General features: G+C 70.8%; 23 protein-coding genes and 1 pseudogene. 15 read left to right on the top strand and 9 right to left on the bottom strand.

The window, feature by feature from the left end; genetic code table 11:
- Positions 1-15: 15 nt before the first annotated feature.
- The 3 genes from NE857_RS17840 (at position 16) to NE857_RS17830 (ending at position 3,209) form a co-directional block, all read left to right on the top strand.
- Complete coding sequence (locus tag NE857_RS17840) at positions 16-1,362, top strand: GNAT family N-acetyltransferase (protein WP_254416797.1); 1,347 nt, start codon at positions 16-18, stop codon at positions 1,360-1,362.
- 51 nt (positions 1,363-1,413) lie between these two features.
- Positions 1,414-2,670, top strand: a complete 1,257-nt coding sequence (locus tag NE857_RS17835) for a GNAT family N-acetyltransferase (RefSeq protein WP_254416796.1) — start codon at positions 1,414-1,416, stop codon at positions 2,668-2,670.
- A gap of 80 nt (positions 2,671-2,750) precedes the next feature.
- Positions 2,751-3,209, top strand: a complete 459-nt coding sequence (locus NE857_RS17830; RefSeq protein ID WP_254416795.1) for a nitroreductase family deazaflavin-dependent oxidoreductase — start codon at positions 2,751-2,753, stop codon at positions 3,207-3,209.
- Positions 3,210-3,287: 78 nt separating this feature from the next.
- Here NE857_RS17830 and NE857_RS17825 read toward each other — a convergent pair whose 3' ends face one another.
- Positions 3,288-4,352, bottom strand: coding sequence for an aminotransferase class V-fold PLP-dependent enzyme (locus tag NE857_RS17825; RefSeq protein ID WP_254416794.1), 1,065 nt, complete (start codon positions 4,350-4,352; stop codon positions 3,288-3,290).
- A 100-nt stretch (positions 4,353-4,452) separates the two neighbouring features.
- Complete coding sequence (locus NE857_RS17820) at positions 4,453-4,992, bottom strand: MarR family winged helix-turn-helix transcriptional regulator (RefSeq protein WP_017580455.1); 540 nt, start codon at positions 4,990-4,992, stop codon at positions 4,453-4,455.
- A gap of 283 nt (positions 4,993-5,275) precedes the next feature.
- On the opposite strand from NE857_RS17820, the gene NE857_RS17815 reads away from it, so the two are divergent.
- From NE857_RS17815 to NE857_RS17790, 6 genes are all read left to right on the top strand, one after another.
- A complete protein-coding gene (locus NE857_RS17815; RefSeq protein ID WP_254416793.1) occupies positions 5,276-6,238 on the top strand; it encodes an MBL fold metallo-hydrolase in 963 nt (320 codons plus the stop codon).
- Between the two features lie 63 nt (positions 6,239-6,301).
- The gene (locus tag NE857_RS17810) at positions 6,302-8,014 is read left to right on the top strand and encodes an FAD-dependent monooxygenase (RefSeq protein WP_254416792.1); all 1,713 of its coding nucleotides are present in this window, start codon (positions 6,302-6,304) and stop codon (positions 8,012-8,014) included.
- Positions 8,015-8,065: 51 nt separating this feature from the next.
- Entirely contained in the window at positions 8,066-9,289 is a 1,224-nt protein-coding gene (locus NE857_RS17805; protein WP_254416791.1) for a homogentisate 1,2-dioxygenase, read from the top strand.
- A gap of 2 nt (positions 9,290-9,291) precedes the next feature.
- Positions 9,292-10,152, top strand: a complete 861-nt coding sequence (locus tag NE857_RS17800) for a hypothetical protein (protein WP_254416790.1) — start codon at positions 9,292-9,294, stop codon at positions 10,150-10,152.
- 59 nt (positions 10,153-10,211) lie between these two features.
- Positions 10,212-11,426: a fumarylacetoacetase gene (gene fahA, locus NE857_RS17795; RefSeq protein ID WP_254416789.1), complete on the top strand. Its 1,215-nt coding sequence runs from the start codon at positions 10,212-10,214 to the stop codon at positions 11,424-11,426.
- Positions 11,427-11,608: 182 nt separating this feature from the next.
- Positions 11,609-12,400, top strand: coding sequence for an SAM-dependent methyltransferase (locus NE857_RS17790; protein WP_254416788.1), 792 nt, complete (start codon positions 11,609-11,611; stop codon positions 12,398-12,400).
- Between the two features lie 109 nt (positions 12,401-12,509).
- Here NE857_RS17790 and NE857_RS34715 read toward each other — a convergent pair whose 3' ends face one another.
- The 4 genes and pseudogenes from NE857_RS34715 to NE857_RS17775 form a co-directional block, all read right to left on the bottom strand.
- Positions 12,510-12,629 carry an IS3 family transposase gene (locus tag NE857_RS34715; protein ID WP_425572167.1) on the bottom strand — a complete coding sequence of 40 codons (120 nt, stop codon included), beginning with the start codon at positions 12,627-12,629 and terminating at the stop codon, positions 12,510-12,512.
- A pseudogene (locus NE857_RS17785) lies at positions 12,598-13,014 on the bottom strand (GNAT family N-acetyltransferase); the annotation flags it as partial. The pseudogene NE857_RS17785 and the gene NE857_RS34715, both read right to left, overlap by 32 nt.
- 126 nt (positions 13,015-13,140) lie before the next feature.
- The gene (locus NE857_RS17780; RefSeq protein ID WP_254416786.1) at positions 13,141-14,730 is read right to left on the bottom strand and encodes an alanine/glycine:cation symporter family protein; all 1,590 of its coding nucleotides are present in this window, start codon (positions 14,728-14,730) and stop codon (positions 13,141-13,143) included.
- 544 nt (positions 14,731-15,274) lie between these two features.
- Complete coding sequence (locus NE857_RS17775; protein ID WP_254416785.1) at positions 15,275-16,147, bottom strand: helix-turn-helix domain-containing protein; 873 nt, start codon at positions 16,145-16,147, stop codon at positions 15,275-15,277.
- Positions 16,148-16,304: 157 nt separating this feature from the next.
- Between NE857_RS17775 and NE857_RS17770 the strand changes: the two genes are divergently transcribed.
- A complete protein-coding gene (locus NE857_RS17770; protein WP_254416784.1) occupies positions 16,305-16,562 on the top strand; it encodes an Atu4866 domain-containing protein in 258 nt (85 codons plus the stop codon).
- The gene (locus NE857_RS17765) at positions 16,562-17,284 is read left to right on the top strand and encodes an SDR family oxidoreductase (RefSeq protein WP_254416783.1); all 723 of its coding nucleotides are present in this window, start codon (positions 16,562-16,564) and stop codon (positions 17,282-17,284) included. The genes NE857_RS17770 and NE857_RS17765 overlap by 1 nt, the downstream gene beginning before the upstream one ends.
- Here the strand turns inward: NE857_RS17765 and NE857_RS34545 are convergent.
- Together NE857_RS34545 and NE857_RS17760 are read right to left on the bottom strand one after the other, a co-directional pair.
- Positions 17,167-17,409 (bottom strand): YciI family protein, encoded by a 243-nt coding sequence (locus NE857_RS34545; protein ID WP_344013144.1) that lies wholly within the window; start codon positions 17,407-17,409, stop codon positions 17,167-17,169. The genes NE857_RS17765 and NE857_RS34545 overlap by 118 nt on opposite strands.
- Positions 17,410-17,656: 247 nt before the next feature.
- Positions 17,657-18,004: a VOC family protein gene (locus tag NE857_RS17760; protein WP_254416782.1), complete on the bottom strand. Its 348-nt coding sequence runs from the start codon at positions 18,002-18,004 to the stop codon at positions 17,657-17,659.
- A 131-nt stretch (positions 18,005-18,135) separates the two neighbouring features.
- Between NE857_RS17760 and NE857_RS17755 the strand changes: the two genes are divergently transcribed.
- From NE857_RS17755 to NE857_RS17745, 3 genes are all read left to right on the top strand, one after another.
- Positions 18,136-18,336 carry a YihY/virulence factor BrkB family protein gene (locus tag NE857_RS17755; protein WP_254416781.1) on the top strand — a complete coding sequence of 67 codons (201 nt, stop codon included), beginning with the start codon at positions 18,136-18,138 and terminating at the stop codon, positions 18,334-18,336.
- 93 nt (positions 18,337-18,429) lie between these two features.
- Positions 18,430-20,262, top strand: coding sequence for a PASTA domain-containing protein (locus NE857_RS17750; RefSeq protein WP_254416780.1), 1,833 nt, complete (start codon positions 18,430-18,432; stop codon positions 20,260-20,262).
- A gap of 594 nt (positions 20,263-20,856) precedes the next feature.
- Positions 20,857-21,831 (top strand): mechanosensitive ion channel family protein, encoded by a 975-nt coding sequence (locus tag NE857_RS17745; protein ID WP_254416779.1) that lies wholly within the window; start codon positions 20,857-20,859, stop codon positions 21,829-21,831.
- A 588-nt stretch (positions 21,832-22,419) separates the two neighbouring features.
- On the opposite strand, the gene NE857_RS17740 is transcribed toward NE857_RS17745, so the two are convergent.
- Positions 22,420-24,084 carry an FAD-binding dehydrogenase gene (locus NE857_RS17740; protein ID WP_254416778.1) on the bottom strand — a complete coding sequence of 555 codons (1,665 nt, stop codon included), beginning with the start codon at positions 24,082-24,084 and terminating at the stop codon, positions 22,420-22,422.
- Between the two features lie 287 nt (positions 24,085-24,371).
- On the opposite strand from NE857_RS17740, the gene NE857_RS17735 reads away from it, so the two are divergent.
- On the top strand, positions 24,372-25,238 hold the full coding sequence (locus tag NE857_RS17735) for a hypothetical protein (RefSeq protein ID WP_254416777.1): 867 nt from the start codon (positions 24,372-24,374) through the stop codon (positions 25,236-25,238).
- Positions 25,239-25,269: the final 31 nt, after the last annotated feature.

The following is a 25,269-nucleotide window of genomic DNA, read 5'->3' as shown; positions in this document are numbered from 1 at the left end:
AGGGAGAACGAAAGTATGAGTCAGGCCGAACAGCCGGAGCAGGCGGCGACGGCGCCGAAGGGGTTCGCCGAACGCGGTTGGGTACTCCGGGCAGGAGGTAAGGACGACTTCCGCGCGGTCGTCGAGGTCGTCGGTGAGGCCCTCGTGGTCACGGACGACCGTCAGACCTCCTTCGAACGCCTCACGCCGATCCTGGCCGAGGACGGCTTCGAACGGCTGCTGCTGGTCGCCGAGACGGACTGGCCAGGCCAGGTCACGGGGGCTGAGGACGAGCGCGTCATCGGCGGTGAACGCGTCATCGGCTCCGTCAACGCCTTCTCCTTCGAGATGACGGTTCCGGGAGGTACCCAGGCCGCCGCCGGGGTGACCGGGGTCGGGGTGTGGCCCACCCGTCGTCGCCAGGGGATTCTCACCGCCCTGATGCGTCGCCAGCTCTCCGACATCCACCGGCGCGGCGAGAAGATCGCCATCCTGTGGGCCTCCGAGGGCACCATCTACGGCCGCTACGGTTACGCGCCAGCCACCGACGAGTACGGGACCACCCTTGAGGGCACCCACGCCCGGCTGCGCCCCGACGCGCCCCGCGACCCAGCTCTGACCGTCGAACTCCTGCGGGCCTCCCGGGTCCGCGCCGACCTGGAACCGGTCTTCGCCACCGTCGCCGCGGAGCAGAGCGGCCGTCTCCAGCGCTCCCCGGCCTTCTGGGACCGCACCCTGCGCGACACCCCGGAGTCCCGTGACGGCAAGAGCTACCTCAAGGCGGCCGTGGCCTACGGCCCCGACGGGCCGGTGGGATACGCCCTGTACCGGACCCTGAACAAATGGGTGGACGCCAACCCCGCCTCCGAGGTGCACGTGGAGGAGATGGTCGCCGCAGCCCCGGAAGCCAGGACCGCCCTGTACGAGCACCTGTTCAGCCGCGACCTCGTCACCCGGCTGGTCTTCGAGGCCACCGCCGAGGACGACCCCCTTCAGTACCTGATCGCTGACCCCCGTCGCCTGGTCACCAAGTACGACGACTCCCTGTGGCTGCGCCTGGTGGACGTGCCCGGAGCTCTGGTCGAGCGTTCCTACGCGGCCCCGGTGGACGTGGTGATCGAGGTGACCGACCGGCACGCGCTGTGGAACGAGGGCCGTTGGCGGCTGCGCGCGGACGGTTCGGGCGCGACCTGCGAGGCCACCTCGGAGGCCGCCGACGTGTCCCTGGACGTGTCCCACCTGGGCGCCGTCTACCTGGGAGCGAACACCCTCACCGGTTTCCTGCGCAACGGTCTGCTCATCGAGCAAACCCCGGGCGCGGTGGCGGCCCTGGACACCGCTCTCTTCCGCCCCGAGGCGCCCTTCTGCGGCCAGGGTTTCTAGGGCAGAGTTCCGGACAGGCAGGGTTTCCCAGCGCAACCTTGAGGAGAGAACATGACCGATCAGCGCCCCGAATGGAAGGTGACCGGGACCGACCGGGACGGGTACGCCGCCGTCGCCCCGGTCCTCCACGAGAGCCTGCTGTTTCCCGGCGACCCCGCCTCCTTCCTGGAGCGGTGGCGGCCCCTGATGGACGCCCAGGGGTACGAGCGCGTCCTGGTGGCCTGGGACGGAGAGCAGGCGGTGGGCAGCACCAACGCCTTCCCCTTCGAGATGACCCTGCCCGGCGGGCCGCGCCCGGTGGCGGGGGTGACCGCGGTCGGGGTGTGGCCCACCCGCCGTCGTCAGGGGGTCCTCAGCGCCCTGATGCGCCGCCAGCTCGCGGACACGCGTGACCGGGGTGAGAAGGTGGCGGCGCTGTGGGCCTCCGAGGGCGGTATCTACGGGCGGTTCGGCTACGGCGCCGCTTCGATCCAGCACCGGGTGAGCGTGGACCGTCCACAGGACATCCTGTCCTCGGAGGTGCCGCGCGACCCCTCGCTCACCACGGTGCTCGCCCCGCCTCAGGAGGCCCGGGCGGACCTGGCCCGGGTACACCGGGCCGTCGCCCCGACCCGGCCCGGTGACTACCAGCGCGACGAGTCCTGGTGGGACCGGCTGTTGCGGGACGATGCCCAGACCCGTGGGGAGTCCGGGCCGCTCAGGGCGGTGGTCGTCCACGACGCCCGCACACCGGTGGGCTACGCCCTGTACCGGAGCCACCGGGTCCCGGTGGCGGACGGCAACCTGCGCGGGGTCCTGGACGTCCGCGAGGTGGCCGCGACCGCCCCGGCCGCCCGGGCCGCCGTCTACGAGCACCTGTTCACCCGCGACCTGGTCATCCGGGTCAACTTCGAGCACCTTCCGGTGGACGACCCGCTCTGGACGTTGGCCGCCGACCCCATGCGCCTGGAGGCAAGGCCGCGCGTCGCGCTGTGGATCCGCCTGGTGGACCTGCCCGGTGCTCTGGCCGAGCGTTCCTACGCGGCCCCGGTGGACGTGGTGATCGAGGTGACCGACCGGCACGCGCCATGGAACCAGGGCCGTTGGCGGCTGCGCGCGGACCGCTCCGGTGCCACCTGCGAGCCCGCCTTGGACGCCCCGGACCTGTCCCTGGACGCCGCCCACCTGGGGGCGGCCTTCCTGGGCCAGTTCACGGTCGGTGCCAAGGTGGCGGCCGGAACGGTCACCGAACACGCCCCGGGCGCCGCCGACCTGCTCGACACCGCGCTGCGTGTGCCCCGCGCGCCCCTGTGCGGGGTGATCTTCTGAGGCATGTCGGACCTGCCCCGCCGGAGGCGGACGTGGCACGATCGGGACGGACCCCGTAGCCCAACCCCAGGGAGAGCGCGATGACCACGAGTAGCATCCTGCCGGGCGAGTACGTGCCGAGCCCGTCGAAGTTCGTCCGCGACCAGGTAGAACAGTACGAGCGCAGCGGCGGTCGCGAGGCCAACACCCTCATGGACACCGGCATGCCGGTCGTCATCCTCACCACGCGCGGCCGCAGCAGCGGCAAGGTCCGCAAGTCCGCCCTCATGCGGGTCGAGCACGACGGCGAGTACGCGGTGATCGGTTCCCAGGGCGGCGCGCCCTCGGACCCCGCCTGGGTGGGCAACCTGCGCGCGGCCCCCGACGAGGTCGCCCTCCAGGACGGCCCCGAACCCTTCGCCGCCCGCGCCCGCGAGGTGGAGGGCGAGGAGCGCCAGCGCTGGTGGGACCGGGCGGTGGCGGCCTACCCGCCCTACGCCGACTACCAGGAGAAGACCGACCGGCTCATCCCCGTCTTCGTCATCTCCCCGGCGTCCTGACCGGAAGGCCGGTCAGCCCTGGCCCCGCCCGGGGCCCGCAGGGGGCTCCGGGCGGGGCCGTGCCGTCGGCCCCGGAGCTCACCTGTTCTCGGACAGTGCCTTGACCAGGTGGTCCACGTCCTCCTCGGTGTTGTACAGGTGGAAGCCCACCCGCAGCCGCCCGTCTCGGACGGCGGCGGCGACGCCCGACTCCGCGAGGCGTTCGGCGGTTCCCCCAGGCACCGGGAGGGACACGATCGCCGAGCCCGTCTCCGCCAGCCCCATCGCGTTCCGGAACCGGTCGGCCAGGGCGGCGTCGTGTTCGTGGACGGTCGCCACCCCGACCTCGTTCAGCAGGTCCAGGGCGGGGGCCAGGCCGATCCACGCCGACCACACCGGGGCCAGGTCCAGGCGGCGGGTTCCCTCAGCCAGGCGTAGCGGTCCGCCGTAGAGCGAGTCCCACAGGTCGGCGCCCGCGAACCAGCCGGGGGCCAGGGGTGAGAGTTCGGCGAGGGCTTCGTCGGTCCCGGTGAGGAAGGCCCCTCCCCGGGGGCCCAGCAGCCACTTGTACGTACTGCACACGATGTAGTCCACACCGTCGAGTGGGGTGGAGAGCCAGCCCGCCGACTGGCTGGTGTCGAGCAGGAGTCGGGCGCCGTGGTCGGCGCAGGCGCTGCGCAGCTCTTCGATCGGGGCGATCTGGCCGGTGGCCGACTGGACGGCGGCGACCGCGACCAGGGTGGTGGTCGGTCCGACCTCGTCGGGCAGGCGGTCCAGGGGGACCTCGCGGACCCGGACCCCGTGCTCCAGCCGGTTCATCAACGGGAAGGCGATCGAGGTGAACTCGCCCTCGGCGAGCAGGACCTCCGACCCCGGCGGCAGGGTCGCGGCGACCGTGCCGACGAACTGCGAGGTGTGGGTGCCCACGGCGACCCGGTCGGCGGTGACCCCGACCAGGCGGGCGTAGGCGGTCCGGGCGGCGTCGACGACGCTGTCGACGGCGCCGGGGCAGAACCCGCCGGTGGCCACCTCATGGGTGTTCCGGTCCAGGGCCAGTCGGGCGGTGTGCGGGATCAGCCCGTGGGTGGCGGTGTTGAGGTAGGTGTTCTCGGATGAGAACTGGCTCTGTGCTTCGCGCAGGCGGGCGCGTCCGGTGCGGTCCATGCCGCCGATGCTCACAGGCGCGGGTCACGCGCTCAAGGGCCAATTCCGGCGTGGGAGGGGGCCATTCGTCGTTTTCCGCTGGTGGCCTGGTTGTGGTGGCCTAGCTGCGGAACTTGGCCTGGGCGTCGGTGGACCCGGCCATCAGCTTGTTGAGCAGACGGACCAGTTCGAGGCGCTCCTCGGGTTCGAGGGCCTCGGCCCAGGCGCTCTCGCGTCGGTTGTGGGCGCGGAACACGCCCAGGATCGCCCCGTATCCGGCTTCGGTGAGGCTGAGCTGGAGGGCCCGTCGGTCGTGCGTGGCGCGTTCGCGGCTGAGTAGTCCGTCGCGTTCGAGGGTGTTGAGCAGGGCGGACAGTGCGGCGCGGCTCATGCCGGATATCTCGGCGGTGGTCTTGGCCTCCATGGGGCCGGCCAGCCAGAGCGCGAAGAGCACACGGAACCCCGGCCAGGTCCAGCCCCGGGGGCGGTGAACGGAGGACTCCAGGTCGTAGATGACCATGCTGGTCGCCCGGTTGAGGGTGAGGACCATGCGCATGGCCTCGGCGTTGACCGAGGGGAGCTCCTTCTCGGCCTTGTGCACCGCGTAGTCCACGAATGACCAGAAGGTGAGTTCGTCAGGGGGTGCGGTGTTGTGAGTCACGTGGACCAGCCTAGTACGAGGCCGTGTCCTGCGTTTGCCTCCCCTTTGCTTCGCTGTTCTCCGGTTGTCTCCGTCCGGAGGGGGCCGCTGGGATGTCCGGTCGTGAGTGTTCGCCCCTCGGGTCCAGGGTGCCGACGAGTAGCCTGGATGTGTGATCTGCATCACGGGTCGAGTGGTCGTGCGCCTCTTGGCGATGTGGCGCGGAGCACGTTATGGTCAGATTCATCAAACGTTTGATTATTTGGGTGGCGGCAGCCGCCCGCGACGAGTGAAGGGTCTGACCATGGCAGCCAAGCCGTTCGCCTCATCCGCCGACACCGAGGTCAAGGAGCAGACCCTGGAGGTCCTGGCCGACGGCGTCTACGCCCTCACCGCCGAGGGCGACCCCAACGTGGGCGCCATCGAGGGCGAGGACTTCGTGGTGGCCTTCGAAGCCCTGGCCACCCCCACCGCAGCCAAGGAGTGGCTGGCCAAGCTCCGCGAGCACACCGACAAGCCCATCCGCTACCTGGTGCTCTCGCACTACCACGCGGTCCGCGTCCTGGGCGCCAGCGCCTTCGACGCCACCGTCATCCTCACCCACGAGAAGACCCACGAGCTCATCCGCGAGCGCGGCAAGGAGGACTGGGCCAGCGAGTTCGGCCGCATGCCCCGCCTGGCCAAGGACGCCGACTCCGTCCCCGGCCTGACCTGGCCCACCCAGACCTTCGCCGACCGCACCACCATCGACCTCGGCGGCGACCGCGGCGAACTGGTCCTGGAGTACTTCGGCCGCGGCCACACCGAGGGCGACATCGTCGCCTGGCTGCCCAAGCAGAAGATCCTCTTCGCCGGTGACCTCGTCGAGGCCCAGGCCGCCCTCTACACCGGCGACGCCTTCCACAAGGACTGGGCCGGGGCCACCCTCGACAGCGTCAAGGCCCTCCAGGCCGAAATGCTCGTCGGCGGCCGCGGCGCCGTCAGCCGGGGCCGCGAGGAGGTCGACGCCGCCATCGAGCAGACCCGTAACTTCCTCGACGTGATGATCCGCGAGGTCGGCGCCGTCCACGAGCGCGGCGGCACCCTCAAGGAGGCCTTCACCGCCACCCACGCCGCCCTGGTCGACGACTACGGCCACTGGCCGATCTTCGAGCACTGCCTGCCCTTCGACGTCTCGCGGCTGTGGGACGAGTTCCGCGGCATCGAGCGCCCGGTCATCTGGACCGCCGAGCGCGACCGCGAGGTCTGGGACCAGCTCCAGGGCTGATCCCCGCGCCGCCCTCCACCGCCCACCGCGCCCGTACGGGGCGCCCCACGAACGGAGCCACCCATGCGCCCCCCAGCGCCCCGCACCCCGGCTGACACCGACACCGACCCAGTCCTGGTGCTCGGCGCGGGCCCGGTCGGCCAGACCGCCGCCCTGCTGCTGGCCCGCCGTGGGGTCCCCGTACTGGTCGTCGACGGCCGCCCCGAACGCGACGCCGTCGGCTCCAAGGCCATCTGCCAGCAGCGCGACGTCCTCGACGTCTGGGACTGGCTCGGCGGCGGCCGCATCATCGCCGAAGGGCTGACCTGGGACACCGCCCGCACCTTCTACCAGGGGCACGAGCTGTTCAGCGTGCGCCTGCCCGACCCGGGTGCCTCCTCCCTTCCCTCCTTCGTCAACATCTCCCAGTCCCGCACCGAGGAGGTCCTCGACGACCTCCTCGAACAGGCCGGGGTCCAGATCAACTGGGGCCACGAGGTCACCGGTATCGACCAGGACGCCGACGGGGTCACCGTCGAGTGCGCGACCGCCGACGGGCCGGTGCGCCTGCGCGGCTCCCACGCACTGTCCTGCATGGGTGCCCACGGCGGGGTGGTCCGCAAGGCCCTGGGCCTTTCCTTCTCCGGCACCAGCTTCGACGACCGCTTCCTCATCTGCGACATCCGCGCCGACCTCGGCGACTGGGAACGCGAACGCCGCTTCTACTTCGACCCCGAGTGGAACCCCGGCCGCCAGGTCCTCATCCACCCCTGCCCCGACTCGGTCTTTCGCATCGACTGGCAGGTGCCCTCCGACTTCGACCTCGAAGCCGAGGAGTCCAGCGGCCGCCTGGACGCCCGCATCCGCCAGATCATCGGCGACACCCCCTACGAGATCGTGTGGCACTCGGTGTACCGCTTCCACACCCGTGTCACCGACCGCATGCGCTGCGGGCGCATCCTGCTCGCCGGGGACAACGCCCACCTGGTCGCGCCCTTCGGCGCCCGCGGCCTCAACTCCGGGGTCCAGGACGCCGAGAACGCCGCCTGGAAGCTCGCCTACGTCCGCGACGGCTGGGCGGGGGAGGAGCTCTTGGAGAGCTACCACACCGAACGCCACGCGGCCGCCCTGGAGAACGCCGACGTCACCAGCGCCACCATGCGCTTCCTCGTGCCCCAGGACGAGGCCGCCCGCGAGCGGCGGATCAGTGTGCTGAAGCAGGCCGTCACCGACGCCGACGCACACCCGAACGTGGACTCCGGGCGGCTGGCCGAGCCGTTCTGGTACACCGAATCCGCACTGACCACCGCCTGCCCCGAACGCCCCTTCGGCGGTCGGCCCCCGCGCGGCCAGGCGCCCGCGCCCTGCCCCGGCGTGATTCTGCCCGACGCCCCCGTCACCGTGGCCGAACGGCCTGAAATCAAGCGCCTGCGGCCGCTGCTGCGGGAAGGGCTCACTCTGCTGCTGGGTTCCGGCGAAGGCGTGGCCGGGGAAGGAGCGGGCAGTGGCGGGGACCCGGCCGACCGGGAGGCCCTGCGCGCCGTCGTGCACGCCACCGCCACCGGAGCCACCCCGGCCCCGGTCACCACGCTGCACCTCGACGACATCGACACCACCGGAGCCCTGCGCCGCGCCCTGGCCACCGAACCCGGCCAGGTCTGGCTGGTACGCCCCGACGCCCACGTCGCCGCGGTCGTCACCGGCACCGACCCCGAAGCCGTCCGGGCAGCGGTCCGCACCGCCCTGGGCCACCCGGCCAGCGACACCGCGGACACCGAGGACACCGTTCCGGCCTGACCCAGCCGACCCGACCACTTGACCCGACCGACCACAGAGGAGGACCCCGGCATGGCGTACTACCGCAAGGTCGGCGAGGTGCCCCGCACCCGCCACACCCAGCACCACAACCCCGACGGCGGCCTGTACTACGAGGAGCTGATGGGGGAGGAGGGCTTCTCCGCGGACTCCTCGCTCCTGTACCACCGCGCCATCCCCTCGGCCATCGTCGACGCCGCCGAGTGGGAGGTCCCCGACCAGTCCCTGAAGCGCAACGCCCCGATGGTGCCCCGTCACCTCAAGCTGCACGACCTCTTCCAGGGCCAGGACTGGAAGGCAGCCGACGTCGTCGAGTCCCGCCGCCTCGTCCTGGGCAACGGCGACGTGCGCATCTCCTACGTGGTCGCCGGAGTCCCCTCGCAGCTGTACCGCAACGGCATCGGCGACGAGTGCGTCTACATCGAGTCCGGGACCGCCCGGGTGGAGACGGTGTTCGGCGCCCTGGACGTCGGCCGCGGCGACTACGTCATTCTGCCGCGCGCCACCACCCACCGCTGGGTGCCCACCGGCGACGAGCCGCTGCGCGCCTACGTGGTCGAGGCCAACAGCCACATCGCCCCGCCCAAGCGCTACCTCTCCCGCTACGGCCAGCTCCTGGAGCACGCCCCCTACTGCGAGCGCGACCTGCGCGGACCCTCCGAGCCGCTGCTCGTCGAGGGCCGGAACGTGGACGTGCTCATCAAGCACCGCGGCGACGGCCCCGGCGGGATCTCCGGCACCCGCTACACCTACCCCACGCACCCCTTCGACGTGGTGGGCTGGGACGGCTGCCTGTACCCGTACGTGTTCAACGTCGACGACTTCCAACCCATCACCGGACGCATCCACCAGCCGCCGCCCGTCCACCAGGTGTTCGAGGGCCACAACTTCGTCATCTGCAACTTCGTGCCGCGCAAGGTGGACTACCACCCCGAGTCCATCCCAGTGCCCTACTACCACTCCAACGTGGACTCCGACGAGGTCATGTTCTACTGCGGCGGCGACTACGAGGCCCGCAAGGGTTCGGGGATCGGGCAGGGCTCCATCTCCCTGCACCCCGGCGGCCACTCGCACGGCCCCCAGCCCGGCGCATACGAGCGCAGCGTGGGCGTGCAGTCCTTCGACGAGCTCGCCGTCATGGTCGACACCTTCCGCCCGCTGGACCTGGGGGAGGGCGGCACCGCCGTGGACGACGGCAGCTATGCCTGGACCTGGGCCAAGGGCCAGCGTGAGCAGCGGGAACAGGGGAAGGGGTAACCGTGCGCGACTCCGGACCCGCCCTGTACCGGGCCCTGTTCGACGACGCCGCCCTGTTCCCGCCCGGCAACGCGCCCATGGGCGAGGCGATCCCCGCCCACCGGGCGTACCGGGCCTCCCGGCGCTCTCCCTACGTGGGTCCGTTTCTGGTCTCGGACGCCCGTCTGGCCGAACTGCGCACGGTGCTCTCCCGTGATGAGGCCGTCAGTGAACCGCTCGCGCTGGTGGTCACCATGCCCGGCGGAGCCGACAGCGTGGCCGCGGCGGTGGACGCCGTGCGCTCCGACCCGGCGCTGAGCCTGGCCGGAGTGGAGGTCGCGGCAGCCCCGGGGGAGGCCGCCGACACCGCCGCCGCTGTGGTCAAGGCCCTTTCCGCGGACGGCGGTGAGCCCGGGGCCGACGGCTACGTGGAGGTCGCCCGGGGCGAGAAGGCCGCCGCCGACATCGAGGCCCTGGCTGGCACCGGCGCCCACGCCAAGTTCCGCACCGGCGGGGTCAAGGCCGAGGCGCACCCGAGCGAGACCGCACTCGCCGCGCTGCTGGCCGCCGCGATCAGCGCGGGGGTGTCCTTCAAGTGCACCGCCGGACTGCACCACGCGGTCCGGCACACCACCGCTGAGGGTTTCGAACAGCACGGGTTCCTCAATGTGCTGCTGGCCACCCACACCCTGACCACCGGGGGAGACGTGAACAGGGCCGCCGAGGTCCTCGCCGACCGGGACGGCCGTGCCCTGGCCGCCCGAGCCGCTGCGCTCACCCCCGAGCAGGTGGAACGCGTGCGTTCCAGTTTCCGCTCCTTCGGTACGTGCAGCATCGTCGAACCCTTGGACGACCTGGTGGTCCTCGGCGCGCTCAACCTCTGAGCGCACCCGCTCGCCTGCCGTATCCGCCCGCCACACCCACTCGCAGAAAGCTCCACTCCATGCCCGACAGCTGGCTCGACATCGCCCCGGACGCGCAGTTCGGCCCGGCCACCCTGCCCTACGGTGTGTTCTCCACCGGGGACGACCCCACCACCCGCCCGGGTGTGGCGATCGGCGACCAGGTGCTGGAGCTGGGCGCGGCCGCCCGCGCCCTCGACGCGCCCTTCGCCGACACCGTCTCCGGGCCCGACCTGGACGCCCTCCTGGCCGCCGGACGCCCGGTCTGGGACCAGGTCCGCGCGGCGGTCACCGCCTGGCTCACCGACCCCGCCCACGAGGCCGCCGTACGTCCGCACCTGGTGGAGCGCGCCTCGGTGACGCTGCACCTGCCGTTCACCGTCGCCGACTACGTGGACTTCTACGCCTCGGAGCACCACGCCACCAACGTGGGCCGCATCTTCCGCCCCGAGCAGGAGCCGCTCACCCCCAACTGGAAGCACCTGCCCATCGGCTACCACGGCCGCTCGGGCACCGTCGTGGTCTCGGGCACCGACATCGTCCGCCCCACCGGCCAGCGCAAGCCCCCGACCGAACCCGTCCCGGTGTTCGGCCCCTCGGCCCGCCTGGACATCGAGGCCGAGGTCGGCTTCGTCGTCGGCACGCCCAGCCCGATGGGCGAGCGCGTGGCGGTGGACGACTTCGCCGACCACGTGTTCGGCGTGTTCCTGCTCAACGACTGGTCCTCGCGCGACCTCCAGGCCTGGGAGTACGTGCCGCTGGGTCCGTTCCTGGGCAAGTCGTTCGCCACCTCGATCTCCCCGTGGATCGTCCCGGTCAGCGCCCTGGAGTCGGCCCGCGTCGAACAGCCCGCCCAGGACCCCGAACCGCTGCCCTACCTCAAGGGTTCACAGCCCTGGGGCCTGGACCTGCGCCTGGAGGTGCGGCTCAACGGTCACCTGATCTCCAACCCGCCCTTCTCCCAGATGTACTGGACCGCGGCGCAGCAGCTCGCGCACATGACCGTCAACGGCGCCTCCCTGCGCACCGGTGACGTGTACGCCTCCGGTACCGTCAGCGGCCCCGAGGTCGCCCAGCGCGGTTGCTTCCTGGAGCTCACCTGGTCCGGCAAGGAGCCGCTCCGACTGCCCGACGGCACCGAGCGCGCCTTCCTGGAGGACGGCGACGAGGTCACCATCACCGCCACCGCCCCGGGCCCCGAGGGCACCCGGATCGACTTCGGCGAGGTCACCGGCCGCATCCTGCCCGCGCGGTAGCCGAGACAGGACCAGGACACGCAAACGGGTGGGCGGTGGTGCACAGCGCACCGCCGCCCACCCGCCCCCTCCACACTCGGTGTCTTCCGCTGACCCCGTGCCGGCCATCGGGGCCGCGGATTTGTCCCCGCTTGCCGGGAACGCGAGAATGCTGGCGTCAACTCCCCGAGGAAGGCGCCCCCATGAGTGAGCAGCTCCCCCAGATCGACACCACCAAGGCCCATTCGGCCCGGGTGTGGAACTACTGGCAGGGAGGCAAGGACAACTACCCGGTGGACCGCGAGGTCGGTGACTACGTGCTCCAGGCCTACCCCGAGATGGTCGGTGCCGCCCGCGCCGACCGGCAGTTCCTCATCAGGGCCGTCACCTACCTGGCCAGGGAGTGCGGGGTCCGCCAGTTCCTGGACATCGGCACCGGGCTGCCCACCCACAACAACACCCACGAGGTGGCCCACGCGGTGGCCCCTGAGTCCCGGGTGGTCTACGTTGACAACGACCCCATGGTGCTGGCCCACGCCCGCGCCCTGCTGACCGGCGACGGCCTGAGCGAGGTGCGCTACGTCGACGCAGACCTGCACGAGCCGGAGACCGTGCTCTCCGCCGCCCGGGACCACCTGGACTTCTCGCAGCCGATCGCCCTCACCATCCTGGGCACGATGGGGCACACCCCCGACAACGAAGTGGCCTACGCCGCGGTGGGAGCCTACGTGGACGCGCTGCCCTCGGACAGTTTCCTGGCCATGTGCGACGGAACGGCCACCAGCGAGCCGATGATCGAGGCCGCCCGCCGCTGGAACGAGACCGCGGCGATCCCCTACCACCTGCGTACCCCCAAGGAGATCGAGGGCTTCTTCACCGGACTCGACCTGGTGGAGCCCGGCGTCGTCTCCGCACCCTTCTGGAAACCGGCGCGGACCGAGGTCGGCAAGGCCACCGAGGTCGACCAGTACTGCGGAGTGGCACGCAAACCCTGACGCTCGGAGGGCACTTCGAAGCGAGGAGACCCGGCAGGCCCCTGGGGACCGGTTCATTCGGACCCGGGCCTTGAACTGGTCCCCGATAGTTGGACCGGCTAACTAAAGGTTAGGCCGCCAGGGCCTGAGCTCGGTACTGCACCGGGCTCAGGCCCTCAAGGTAGCTGTGGACGCGTTCGTGGTTGAACCAGGCGCTGTGCGCCGGTGTTGGCGGCGAAGGCGCGGACACGGGTCTCGTTGACGTCGCGCTCGGCAGCCCAGGCCAGGAAGCTGCGCATCAGTTCCGACCCCACCCCGCTGCCGCGTGCCTGGGGGGCCACCCGCATGCTTTCCAGTTCCGCTCCCCGTACCGAGGGCCGCAGGGGATCGGGACCGTTCAGCCGTCCCACCAGGTGACCGACGGGCCGCTGCCCGGTGAGGGCGAGCAGGACCAGGCCGTCGGGGGAGGAGAGCAGCCGTGCGTAGTACTCGGCACCCTCCCGCTCGGGCCAGGAGGGGTCCGCGTGCGGGTCGTGTCGGGCGCCGTCCTCGGCGAAGAGTCCGCTGACGGAGGCCACCACCGCGCCGAGGTCTTCGGGTGAGGCCTCCCGGATCAGGTGTTCGTCGGTGTCCATGGGGCGAGAGTAGTCATCCGGGCCCGGATGATAAATGCCCATGGCTCCGGGAACACCGGTGCCCGCCCGGTCGGGGACCGGGCGGGCACTCTCACGGAGTGGTGCGGAGCACCGAGGCGGTACCGGCTACTTCACCAGTTCCTCGGCGGGGCCCTCGGGCTTGTCGTCCGCCTTCGCGGGCTCCTTCTCGCCCTCGCCGCGCAGGTGGGCGAGCAGGCGGGCCAGCTCCTTCTTGACGACCGGGGCCAGCAGGTAGAGGCCGATGATGTTGAACAGCGCCGCGGCGAACACCAGGGCGTCGGCCATGTCCAGGACCGCGCCCAGGGTCAGGACGGAGCCGATGACCAGGAACACGCAGTAGATGACCAGGTAGATCCGCTCACTGCGCTTGCCTTCGCCGAACAGGTGCGTCCATCCCTTGAGGCCGTAGTAGCTCCAGGTGATGACGGTGCTCAGGGCGAACAGCACGACCGCCACGGTCAGGACGTAGGGGAACCACGGCAGGACGGTGCCGAAGGCGTCCGAGGTCAGGCTCACACCGCCGGGCAGGGGCTCGCCCGCGGCGGCAGCCTCACGCGCCGCGATCCAGGACTGCGGGGAGGCGATGACGATGGTCAGCGCGGTCATGGTGCAGATGACGACGGTGTCCAGGAACGGGCCGAGCATGGCGACCAGGCCGGCGCTGGCCGGGTAGTTGGTCTTGACGGTGGCCAGCGCGATGGGGGAGGAGCCGATCCCGGCCTCGTTGGAGAAGGCCGCCCGCTGGAAGCCGATGATCATGGCACCCAGGGCGCCGCCCGCGACACCGGTGGGGGAGAACGCGCCGCTGATGATCTGGCCGACCGCGTCGGGCAGCATGGGAATGTTCATGCCGATCACGACGACGCAGGCGAGCACGTAGACGATCGTCATGCTCGGAACGAGCTTGCTGGTGACCTTGGTGATGCTGGTGATGCCGCCGATGACCACGACACCCACGAGCAGCGCCAGGAACACACCGAAGACGAACGATCCGGTGCTGCCGCCGAGCAGGCCCTCCTCGCCGCCGGTGACCGTCCGCAGCTGCTCCAGGGTCTGGTTGGCCTGGAACATGTTGCCGCCGGCCACGGCGAAGATGAGGATGAAAGCGGCGGTCAGACCGGCGAGGACCTTGCCGATGCCCGCCATGCCGCGCTCGGCCAGCCCCTTGGCCAGGTACTTCATGGGGCCGCCGCTGACCTTGCCGTCCGGGCCGAACTCGCGGTACTTCACGCCCAGGGTGCACTCGGCGAACTTGACGGCCATCATCAGCAGGCCCGCCAGGATCATCCAGAAGGTCGCACCGGGGCCGCCGATGGTGACCGCGATGGCCACACCGGCGATGTTGCCCAGGCCCACGGTGCCGGAGACGGCCGCGGTGAGCGCCTGGAAGTGGGTGACCTCGCCCGGAGCGCCGTTACCGAGGCCCTTGCGGGCGATCCTGATGGCGGTGATCGGGTGGCGGAACTGGACGAACCCGAAGTACAGGGTGAGTGCGACACCGGCGGCGACGAGCCAGGCGACGATCCACGGGAACTGGGCGCCGAAGATCGTGACCTTGGCGAAGACCACGTCGCTGAGCACGGTGGCGATCGGGTTGAAGACGACATCGACGGCGTTCTCGATGGTCGCGCCGATGCCCCCTTCCTGGGGGACGGCGTCAGCGCTGAGCATGTAGCGCACCTTTCGGCCGGACATGACGGTCAGGTCGGCCCCGGGTCCCGGTGGTCGGGCGCTGGGAACCGCGCGACTGCCTTGTGGACAGCCGTGTCTGATCCGTCGGACGGAAGTTGTGGCTGAGGTTCCTGCCTCCGCCAGCGGCGGAGCGTTAAGCCCGCCTATGGGTGAGCTTTAGCAGGACTTCACCTTCGGGATACTAGGCCCAAAAAGTGGCATCCGGCACACCAGCCACGAACATTTACTTTCGTCACATGCGTCACAATCGGGTCGCGACACTGTGTAATCAGTGATTACCTTTTCGGCCTCGCGGGGCGTTATCCCTTGCGGGCCAGGGGGTGCGGGTTGCGGGTGTGGGCTGGCTCTGAGCTGCTGGTCCAGACCGGACATGGTGGGATTTGTTGACTGTTTTGTTATTTTCCGGCCTCGTCGCAGACAGTCATCAAAAAAAGCCGATTATGGAATGATGGGATGAATTTAGCTGTGCTTGACAGACGCCCCGAGCCGATGCTCCCGGCCTGCTGGCGCGCTGCCCTGAGCACGTCCGCGCCCGGGCCGTCACCGATCAGACCGGCCGGTGCACTGACCGCTGAGCCCCGGACTCCGGGTTCGGGGGCGCCGCCACGCTCGCCGACACCGTGCCGAGCAGGGCCAGGGCCTCGGCGCTGCGGGTCCCCGGCTCCGCGTGATAACACAGCAGCTGCTGGCCCGGCGCCTGCGCGACCTCGAAGGTGTGCATCCGCAAGGTCAACCCGCCCACGAGCGGATGCGTGAACTCCTTGACCTCCATGCGCTTTCCCCGGGCCCGGTTGCGTGCCCACAGCTCCGCGAACTCCGGGCTCGCCTCCACCAGGCCGTCGACCACGGCCCGGATACGCGGGTGCTCCGGCGCACGCCCCTCGGCCAGCCGGACAGCGGCCACCGAGTTCTCCGCGGCCCCCCGCCAGTCGGCGTACAAACCCCGCGACGCCGGGTCCAGGAACACCTTCTCCACCAGGTTGCGGCTGACGGAGAACCCGCAGAACAGGGCCTCTCCCAGCGCGTTGCGGGCGAGCACGTCGTAGACGGAGTTCACGACGAGCACGGGGGTGCCCGGCCAGGAGTCCGTCAACTGCAGCAGATGCGGGTCCACCCGTTCGCCGGCCAGATCGGCGCGCGGGCGCGGAGCCAGACCGCCCAGGCGGTAGAGGTGAGCGCGCCCGTCGTCGTCCAGGGCCAGGGCATCGGCGAGGGAGTCGAGCACCTGAGCGGAGGGGCCGGTCTCCCGCCCCTGTTCGAGCCGGACGTAGTAGTCCACGCTCACGTCCGCCAGCATCGCCACCTCCTCCCGGCGCAACCCGGGAACCCGCCGCCGGGCGTTGCCGCGCAAACCCACGGCCTCCGGTGCGGTCGCGTCGCGGCGGGCTCGCAGGAACTGTGCCAGGGAAGGTGCTGCCATACCGCGACGCTACCCCGCCCCGCCCCTGACAGGGAGGGTGCGCCGCACCCAGGCTCGGACCGGCCTGGACCGGAGCGCGCGGTGCGCCGATTGTGGTCACCACACACCGGCTACCTCCAAGGAACCGGCCACCCCCGAGAAGAGGACGAACAGCACCATGACAGACCACCCCTACGTCGGCCTGTGGGTCACCGCCGACGGCCGCGTCCGCCACGAACTGCTGCCGCGGGGCCGCTACGTCGAGGCCCGTGGTGACCGTGAACGCGCCTACACGGGCCGCTACGAGGTGACCGGAACCCACATTGACTACGTCGACGACACCGGCTTCAGCGCGGAGGGGGACTTCGTCGACACCCACACCCTGCACCACGCGGGCATGGTGCTCACCCGCCGCCCCGGGAAGGAGAACACCTGATGGACAAGACCGTACTCATCACCGGAGCCTCCAGCGGTATCGGCGAGGCCACCGCCCTGCACCTGGCCGAACGCGGCTGCACCGTGGTGCTCGGCGCGCGCCGCCTCAACCGCCTCACCTCGCTGGTCGAGCGCATCGAGACCGCCGGAGGCCGGGCCCTGGCCCGGCCCCTCGACGTGACGGACGCGGGTGACGTGCGCGCCTTCGTCGACGGAGCCGTCGAGGGACTCGGCCGCGTGGACGTGTTCGTCAACAACGCGGGCGTCATGCCGCTCTCCCCGCTGGCCGCGCTGAGGACCGACGAGTGGAACCGGATGCTCGACGTCAACGTGCGCGGACTGCTGCACGGCATCGCCGCCGCCCTGCCCGTGTTCGAGACCCAGCGCGGCGGCCACCTCGTCACCGTCGCCTCGATCGGATCCCACGAGGTGTCGCCGACCGCCGCCGTGTACTGCGGCACGAAGTACGCCGCGTGGGCGATCACCGAGGGCCTGCGCCTGGAGAGCGAACCCTGGCTGCGCGTGTCCACGGTCACCCCGGGGGTGGTCGAGTCGGAACTGGCCGAGACCATCACCGACGACACGGCCCGCGAGGCGATGGCCGCCTACCGCGCCAACGCGATCGCGCCCTCGGCGATCGCCCGTGCCATCGCCTTCGCCGTCGAACAACCCGACGACGTCGACGTCAACGAGATCGTGGTGCGCCCGGCCGCCCAGCGCTGAGACCCGGGCCCGGGGCGGACCAGATCGGCGGCGATCTCGGTGGCCCGGTCGAAGCTCACGCACTCCACGATCGTGTACCCGACCAGCACCTCCTCGGTCTCCGGGCAGGGGCCGTCGGTGACCACCGTGGTGCCCCCCGCGTAGCGTGACCCGCCGTGCGTGCGCGGGCGGGGTGAGCCCCCGGGCCTCCACCAGCTCCCCGGACTCGTCGAGCTTGCGGTGGTACTCCTCCATGAACCGGTGCGTCTCCTGCACGTCGTCCTGGCTCATGATCCGCTCCGGCGGCGCTCGCCCCCGGTACGTCGAAACCAGGCACCCGGACCGGACACCCCGCGAGAACTCCTCCCGACGTCCTGCGGACTCCGGCCGGGGTCACCGGTGGGACAGCACGTTGACCACCCGGCCGTTGGGGTCGCGGACGAAGAACCGGCGCACCCCCCACTCCTCGTCCCGCAGGGAGTGCACGATCTCCGCGCCCCGCTCCAGCATCACCGCGTGCACTGCGTCCACGTCGTCCACCTCCACGCTCATGTCCGGCACGACCGGCGCGGACTCGTCCCGGCTGATGAACGTGACCTGTGCGGTGGGGTTGGAGGGGGAGGCGAGTGTCATGGCCCAGCCGAGGTCCATGACCGTCTCGAAGCCCAGACACTCGTAGAAGTCCTGGCTCTCCGCCATGGCGTCTGACTGGATGTCGGGCATGACCCGGCGGATGGACACGGGTGGGACCTCCTGGCAGCCGGTGACGGATACGCTTACGGTCTTCCCCGCGCGGCGCCGGTCCATGGCTCTTCCCGGAGCCCGGGTCCGTCCGCCCTCCCGCTGGTGCTCCCCGCTCGGCGCCGCCGAGCGTGTCCAGCGGGCACCCGAGCGCCGGGTGGCTGCTGCTCGACCACTTCGGTGCGGCCTACGGAACGGTCGCCGGGGGCGACGTGCTGATGCGGTGGCTGTGGTTTTCCTCGCTCGTCGTGTTCCCCTGCGCCGTGGTCGACGCGGAACCCGAACGCCCGAGCACGGCGCGCCCCTGGTGGGCCGACCCGCAGCCGCGATGACCCGCACCAGGGGCGCGAAGTCGGGCCGGTCCGCGGGACCGGGGACGGAGGCAAGGGCGTCCGAACCATCCTGCGAGTCCATAAAATCCTTATATGGACCCCCTTCCCCCCAACGCCCCCGAAAGCGCGGCGCTCGGCCAGCGTTTCCGCGTGCACGGCGAGCGCCGGATCGGCGCGCGCACGACCCTGCTCGAAGCGGACGACAACGAGACCCGGAGCCCGGTCCGCGTGGAGGTCTTCGACGTCTCAGGGGCCCACGGCGCCGAGCTCATCAAGGACTTCCGGACACGGCTGCGCGCCTTCGAGGAACTCGAACACCCGGTCCTGTCACCCGTGCTGTCCGGAGGGATGCGCGGGGGCAGCGCGTACACGGTCACCGAACCCCACCACGGCGTCTGGGTGGGCGACCTGGTCGGCGAACGTTTCAGGGAGCGGGTCTCCCGCAGGGAGGCACTCGACATCACCGACGTGCTCCTGGGGGCACTGGAGGCCTTGCACGAACGGGACCTGGTGCACGGGCACATCGGCCCGCAAACACTCTCCCTCGCAGATGACGGAGGCGTCAGCCTCCTGCTCCTCGCGACACCGCCGCCCCCCGGCACGGGCGGAGCCGCCTTCGGTCCCCAGGACGACGTGGCCGCCCTCGCCGAACTCCTGGAGACCATGGTCGCGGGGCATTCCCCCGAGGATGACGGCGACTCGCCCGCCGGGCGCGACGCGGTGGGCGAGGCGATCAGCGCACTCGTGGCCCAAGGCGCCGACCCCGACCCGCGGCGACGGCCAGCCGACGCCTCCGAGTACCGCGCCCTCGTACGCCGGGCCGCCGACGCCCTGCCCACCGCGGCGGGCAGACACGTGGCCCGCAGCGAGCCCATCGAGGAGGCACACCCCCGGGAGGAGCCCGAGCCGGCGCCGCGCCGCCGCATCATGCTCTGGGCCGCCCTGGCTGCCGTCCTGGTACTGGTCGGCGGAGTCGCGCTGTGGGCCGTGACGAACCAGGGATCGGCTCCTGCCGGTGCGCGCATGCCCGACCTGGTCGGACTCTCCCCCTCCGAGGCGGCCGATCAGCTCGCGGAGCTGCCGGTCTCCCCGGAGATCTCCTACGAGAACGTGCGCAGCGACGACGTCGAGGCGGGGCTGGTCGCCTCCACCAGCCCGGAGAGCGGAGGTGAACTGTCCGAGGGAGCTGACGTGCGGCTCTCCGTGGCCGCGGGGCCGCTGACCGTCCTCATGCCCGAGGTGGTCGACTCCCCCGAACAGGACGCCCGCCTGGCCCTGTCCGAGGCGGGGCTCACCGACGTCGAGATCGTTCAGGAGCCCGCGGAGGGGCTGCCCGCCGGAACCGTCACCGACAGCGACCCGGAAGAGGGCGAGCAGGTGCCCTACGACTCCACCGTCGTGCTCACCGTCGTGGAGGGGGTGATCGTCCCCGACCTGGTCGGCAGTTCCGAGGAGGAAGCGGTCGGCGCCCTGGCCGAACTGGGCCTGGAGTCCGCTGTGGAGGAGGCCGAGGACTCCGAGCGCCCCGAGGGCGAGGTCGACCACCATTCACCCGGATCCGGGTCCGTGGTCGAGGAGGGCGCGCTGGTCGTCCTCGGAGTCTCCACGGGGCCGGAGGAGGACGAGGATGACGATGAGGAGGAGACCGAGCAGGAGGACGACAACCCCCGGGCGGAGGGCGACCGGGACGAGGGGCACACGGCCGCCGCACCGCCGGACCAGAACCAGCCCGACGAGCCCGAACAGGTGGAACCGGAGCAGCCGGCGCCCTGCACCTCCGGCAGCTGGACGCAGGGCGGTGTGTACCCCGAGGGCTCGCGGGTCGTGCACGACGGGACCGAGTACGAGGCCGTGTGGTGGAACACCGACAGCTCACCCGAGGAGTCCAACGAGTGGGGGCCCTGGCGCCCGGTGTCCTCGTGCTGAGGTTCCCGATCACCCCGGAGGCGGGAGCGGCGGTGACCCGGGGCAGCGGGCGGGAAGAGAAAAGGCGAAGCCAGGGTAACAGCGGGGGTGCCCAGGCTCCGGCCCGACGTCCCTCCGCTCCTTACCCACCCCTGGACCCTCGGTGATCTTGCTACCAGAAGCGAAATCGGCGCCGAACTTGCTTCTGGTAGCAAGATCATCCCTGAAAAGGGGGACCGTGCTGTGAGGAGGGGGTCAAGCTCTCCCTGCGACGGTGCTGGCGTGGGCTCCCGAGCGAGTACGGGCTGAGCAGGCCGAACACCTGATCGCGCTGCCCGGTCGGGCAGCGGTGCACCTGCTGCCCGAGGGAGCCGTTCTGTGGGGCAGCCGGGTTCCAGCGGTCTCGCAACACCCCATACCCCGCGCTGCGGCAGGTGCGGGGACCGTGGCTTTCGAGGGGCGAACGCCGAGCGGTCCCATCCTTCCGGGCGTACGAGACCACAGCAGCTGGCGGAGCGGAGACCCATCTCACAGCCTTTGACCAGCGCGGAGATGCGCAAGTACGTTCTACGTCGATCCTCGCTTGTATTTCTCCGACACAGTGGAGCATCTTCCGTGACACCCGCCGAGCTCGACCTGGTGAACAGCGACGTCGTTGATCAGGCCACGGCCCTGCCCGCATGGGTTCAGAGCAACCTCGATGTGCTGATCGGTGTCCCCTTGCGGATCCTGCTGATCGTCGTCTTCGCGCTGATCGTCCGGGCCCTGGCCAGACGCGCTATCTCCCGCCTCATGGAACGCGTACTGCGGTCCGGAGAGGGCGGGAACGGGCAGCGCCGCCCGGCACGGGGCCCCGCGGTTCTGCAACGCGACCCGGCGCGGGCCGATGAGCGGCGCCAGCAGCGCGCCAAGACCCTCGGCTCGGTACTCAGCAGCTTCGCGACCATCGTCATCGTGGTGACGGCCCTGGCGATGGTGCTCGGCGAGATCGGTATCGCCCTGGGCCCGTTGCTGGCCAGCGCGGGTGTGGTCGGTCTGGCGATCGGCTTCGGTGCCCAGAGCCTGGTCGCCGACTACCTGTCCGGCCTGCTCATCATGGCCGAGGACCAGTACGGCGTCGGTGATGTCGTCGACCTCGGTGAGGCGGTCGGCGAGGTCGAGAACGTCGGTCTGCGCCTGACACAGGTGCGTGACATCAACGGTGGCCTGTGGCACATCCGCAACGGTGAGATCCAGCGGGTGCGCAACGACAGCCAGGGCTGGGCCCGCGCCGTCCTCGACGTCTCGGTGGCCTACGAGTCCGACCTGGAGAAGGTCTACGCCGTTCTGGAGCAGACCGGCCGGGAGCTGCGCGAGGACCCGGAGTTCGGGAAGTTCTTCCTGGAGGACCCGTCCGTCTGGGGTGTGCAGTCCCTGGACGCGGACGGCGTGGTCGTGCGCCTGGCCGCCAAGACCGTTCCCCTGGAGCAGTGGGGTGTGACCCGTGAGCTGCGCCGCCGGGTCAAGATCGCCCTGGACGCCGCGGGTATCGAGATCCCGTTCCCCCAGCGCACCGTCTGGATGCGGTCGGGCGACGACAGCGCCGCCTGACGGGTCCGCTCCCGCCCCGTGTGGGGGCGCCACCGGACGGTGATGCGTGAGCGGGGTCGCCCGTACGGGTGCCTGGTCACTCGTGCGGGGCGGCCCCGGAGGGTGCGCGGCAATGCTGTTCGGGTACGGCACACGAAGGCCCTCCAGCCCAGAAGTTGGAGGGCCTTCGAGCGCGTACCCGGAACCGACCCTGGCGGAGATCAACGAGGTGCGCGCGAAGCTCGCAGAAGAGCCGCTTGACGACACCACTCGTCCTTACCCACCGGTAGGAACGACGGATCACGTTGGCGGGGACGACGGCCCATGTTGCGACACAGACCACTCTCCTAGTGACACCTGCCCCAGGAAGACCCCGGTTTCCGTCCGTGGCACCTCAAGTACAGGAGAGGAAAGCCGGCAAAAGTCCAGGCGTAGCCCATTCGATATTATTGATCGCATGGAGACCAGCGTGTCGGAACCTTTGGGCGCCCCGGTCGGGAATCGCAGAATTCGCGAGTAAGTGCCCACATTATTCGCCTCTTGATCCTGCCCGGAACCAGTGAGGGGTGGGGCGCGCGAGCGCATCCCACCCCTATACGACTGTCAGGCCTACCCCAGGGCGGCCGCCGCGGCCCTGCCCGCCGTGCGGCCGGAGAAGATGCAGCCGCCCAGGAAGGTGCCCTCCAGGGAGCGGTAGCCGTGCACGCCGCCGCCGCCGAACCCCGCGACCTCGCCGGCCGCGTACACCCCGGGCAGCGGGGTGCCGTCGGCGCGCAGCACTCGGGAGTCCAGGTCGGTGTGCAGGCCGCCCAGGGTCTTGCGGGTGAGGATGTGCAGCCGCACCGCGATCAGCGGCCCCGACTTCGGGTCGAGGATCTGGTGCGGGGTCGCCACCCGGGCGATCTTGTCGCCCCTGTAGTTGCGGGCCCCGTGGATCGCCATGACCTGGAGGTCCTTGGTGAAGGTGTTGACCATCTCCCGGTCGCGGGCCACCACCTCGCGGGTCACGGTGTCGGCGTCCAGCACGTCCTCACCGGAGATCTCCTTCATCTTGCGGATCAGCTCTGGCAGCCTGTCCGCGACCACGAAGTCGGCGCCGTTGCGCTTGAACGCCTCCACCGGGCCGGGCGCGCCCGGTAGGACCCGCTTGAGGACCAGCCTGAGGTCCTTGTCGGTCAGGTCCGGGTTCTGCTCCGAGCCGGAGAGGCCGAACTCCTTCTCGATGATCTTCTGCGAGAGCACGAACCACGTGTACTCGTGGCCGCTCTTCATGATGTGGTCCAGGGTGCCCAGAGTGTCGAAGCCCGGGAAGTACGGGGCGGGCAGCCGCTTGCCGGTCGCGTCCAGCCACAGGGACGACGGCCCGGGCAGGATGCGGATACCGTGCTTGTTCCAGATCGGGTCCCAGTTCTGGATGCCCTCGGTGTAGTGCCACATCCGGTCGCGGTTGATGATCTCACCGCCGGCCTTCTCGGTGATGCCGAGCATCCGGCCGTCCACGTGGGCGGGCACCCCCGACAGCATGTGCTCGGGCGCGGTGCCCAGCCGCTCGGGCCAGTTCTGCCGGACCAGGTCGTGGTTGCCGCCGATCCCGCCCGCGGTCACGATGACCGCCTGCGCGCCCACCTCGAACTCACCGGCCTCGTCCCGGTTGCTGGCCTGCCCCCGCTTGATGTCGCTGGGGGCCAGCACCGTACCGCGCACCCCGGTGACCGTCCCGTTGGTCACCACGAGCTCGTCCACCCGGTGGCGGAACCGCAGGGAGATGAGCCCGCGTTCGGCGGCCGCGCGCACCCGGCGTTCGAAGGGCGCGACCACCCCCGGGCCGGTGCCCCAGGTGATGTGGAAGCGGGGGACCGAGTTGCCGTGCCCGTCGGCGAGGTAGCCGCCGCGCTCGGCCCAGCCCACGATCGGGAAGACCTTGAGCCCCTGCTGGCGCAGCCAGGAGTACTTCTCCCCGGCGGCGAAGTCCACGTAGGCCTCGGCCCACTTGCGCGGCCACTCGTCCTCGGGGCGGTCGAAGGCGGCGGTGCCCATCCAGTCCTGGAGGGCCAGCTCCTTGGAGTCCTTGATGCCCATGCGGCGCTGCTCGGGGGAGTCCACGAAGAACAGCCCGCCGAAGGACCAGAACGCCTGCCCGCCCAGGGACTGCTCGGGCTCCTGGTCCAGCAGGATCACCCGCTTTCCGGCGTCGGCCAGTTCGGCCGCCGCAGCCAGTCCGGCCAGCCCTGCCCCGACGACGATGGCGTCGGCCTGGTCGACTCCGGTACTCATGCGGTTCTCCTCGGGGGGTCGTCCGTGCCCCGGCGGACACGGTCTTTGCGGGCACGGTGTCTTTGCGGGCACAGCGTGCGCGATGATGACGACTGTGCCCCGGTACGGCCCGCAGGACAAGAGCAGTGTGTGTCCCGCGCCACATCATTTGTCAGTGGGTGACAAGTGGTGGGGCAGGCAGGACGGCGAAAGGGATTAATGGGACATAATCGCGTTGTCGCGCTCCCGTGGCCCTGATCCTCAGGGCCATCGCAGGTCACAGCGTGCTCTGCCGAGAAAGTTCCCCCGTGCACTTCCCCCTGCCGACCTTCGTCCCCGGTCCGGTCGCCACCGTCATCGCCCTGATCCTTTTCGCCTACTACGTGGCCGCGCCTCCGCTGCTGCGCTCCTGGCGTGCACGACAGAAGCGCCGACTCGCCCCGAAGGGCCGCACGCCCTACGCCACCGGCTTCCGGCACGCGGCCTGGTGCCTCCTGGCCGAGGTCCTGGCGGTGATGGCCTTCCTGGGCACCGCCCGGTCCGTGTCTCCGGTCGACATCGGATGGGCTCCGGTGGTCCTGGCCGATCCCGAACCCCTCGGTCTGCTCCTGGTGGGGGCGGGCGGGCTGGCCGTGTTCGTGCTCCTCGTCGTGACCGTCGCCCGGTCCAACCTCAAGCTGCTGCAGCACGTTCGCTCCGGGGAGTTGCCGCCCCAGGTGAGCCGGGAGGAGCTCCTGGAGCTTCCCCGGGAGCGGCGGGAGCTCGGGGCCATGGCCGGAGGTTACGCGGTGGTGGTGCTCTCGCACCTTCTCGTCGTCTACACGGTCCTCTTCCCGGTGCTGGCGCAGGCCACCGATTCCGCCCTGTTCGCCGTGCTCGCGCTGGGGCTCCTGGGCGGCTGGCAGTACGTGGGCCATGGTGGCGGCATGATCTGGATGATGGCGGTGCTGACCACCGCCGGTCTACTCGTCTACGCGCTGCTCCTGCCCGGCTCCCTGCTGGTTCCCGTGCTGCTCTGGGGTGGTTACTGGACTGTGGTGCTGGGGACCGCCCGCGCCCTGATCGGGCTGCCGATCCCGCAGAACGCCCGGCCTCTCCATCCGGTCGAGGTGACCATGCTCGACGCCGACGGCAACCCGGTCGAGCGCCCCGGCCAGGGAGCGCTCGACCGCTGAGTCCGGTGTCCGTTGATTCTCGGGGCCGTGC

This window comes from Nocardiopsis exhalans, assembly GCF_024134545.1.
Lineage (GTDB): Bacteria > Actinomycetota > Actinomycetes > Streptosporangiales > Streptosporangiaceae > Nocardiopsis > Nocardiopsis exhalans.
Note: the sequence above shows the minus strand (reverse complement) of the source record. Positions and strands in the feature narration are given on the sequence as shown.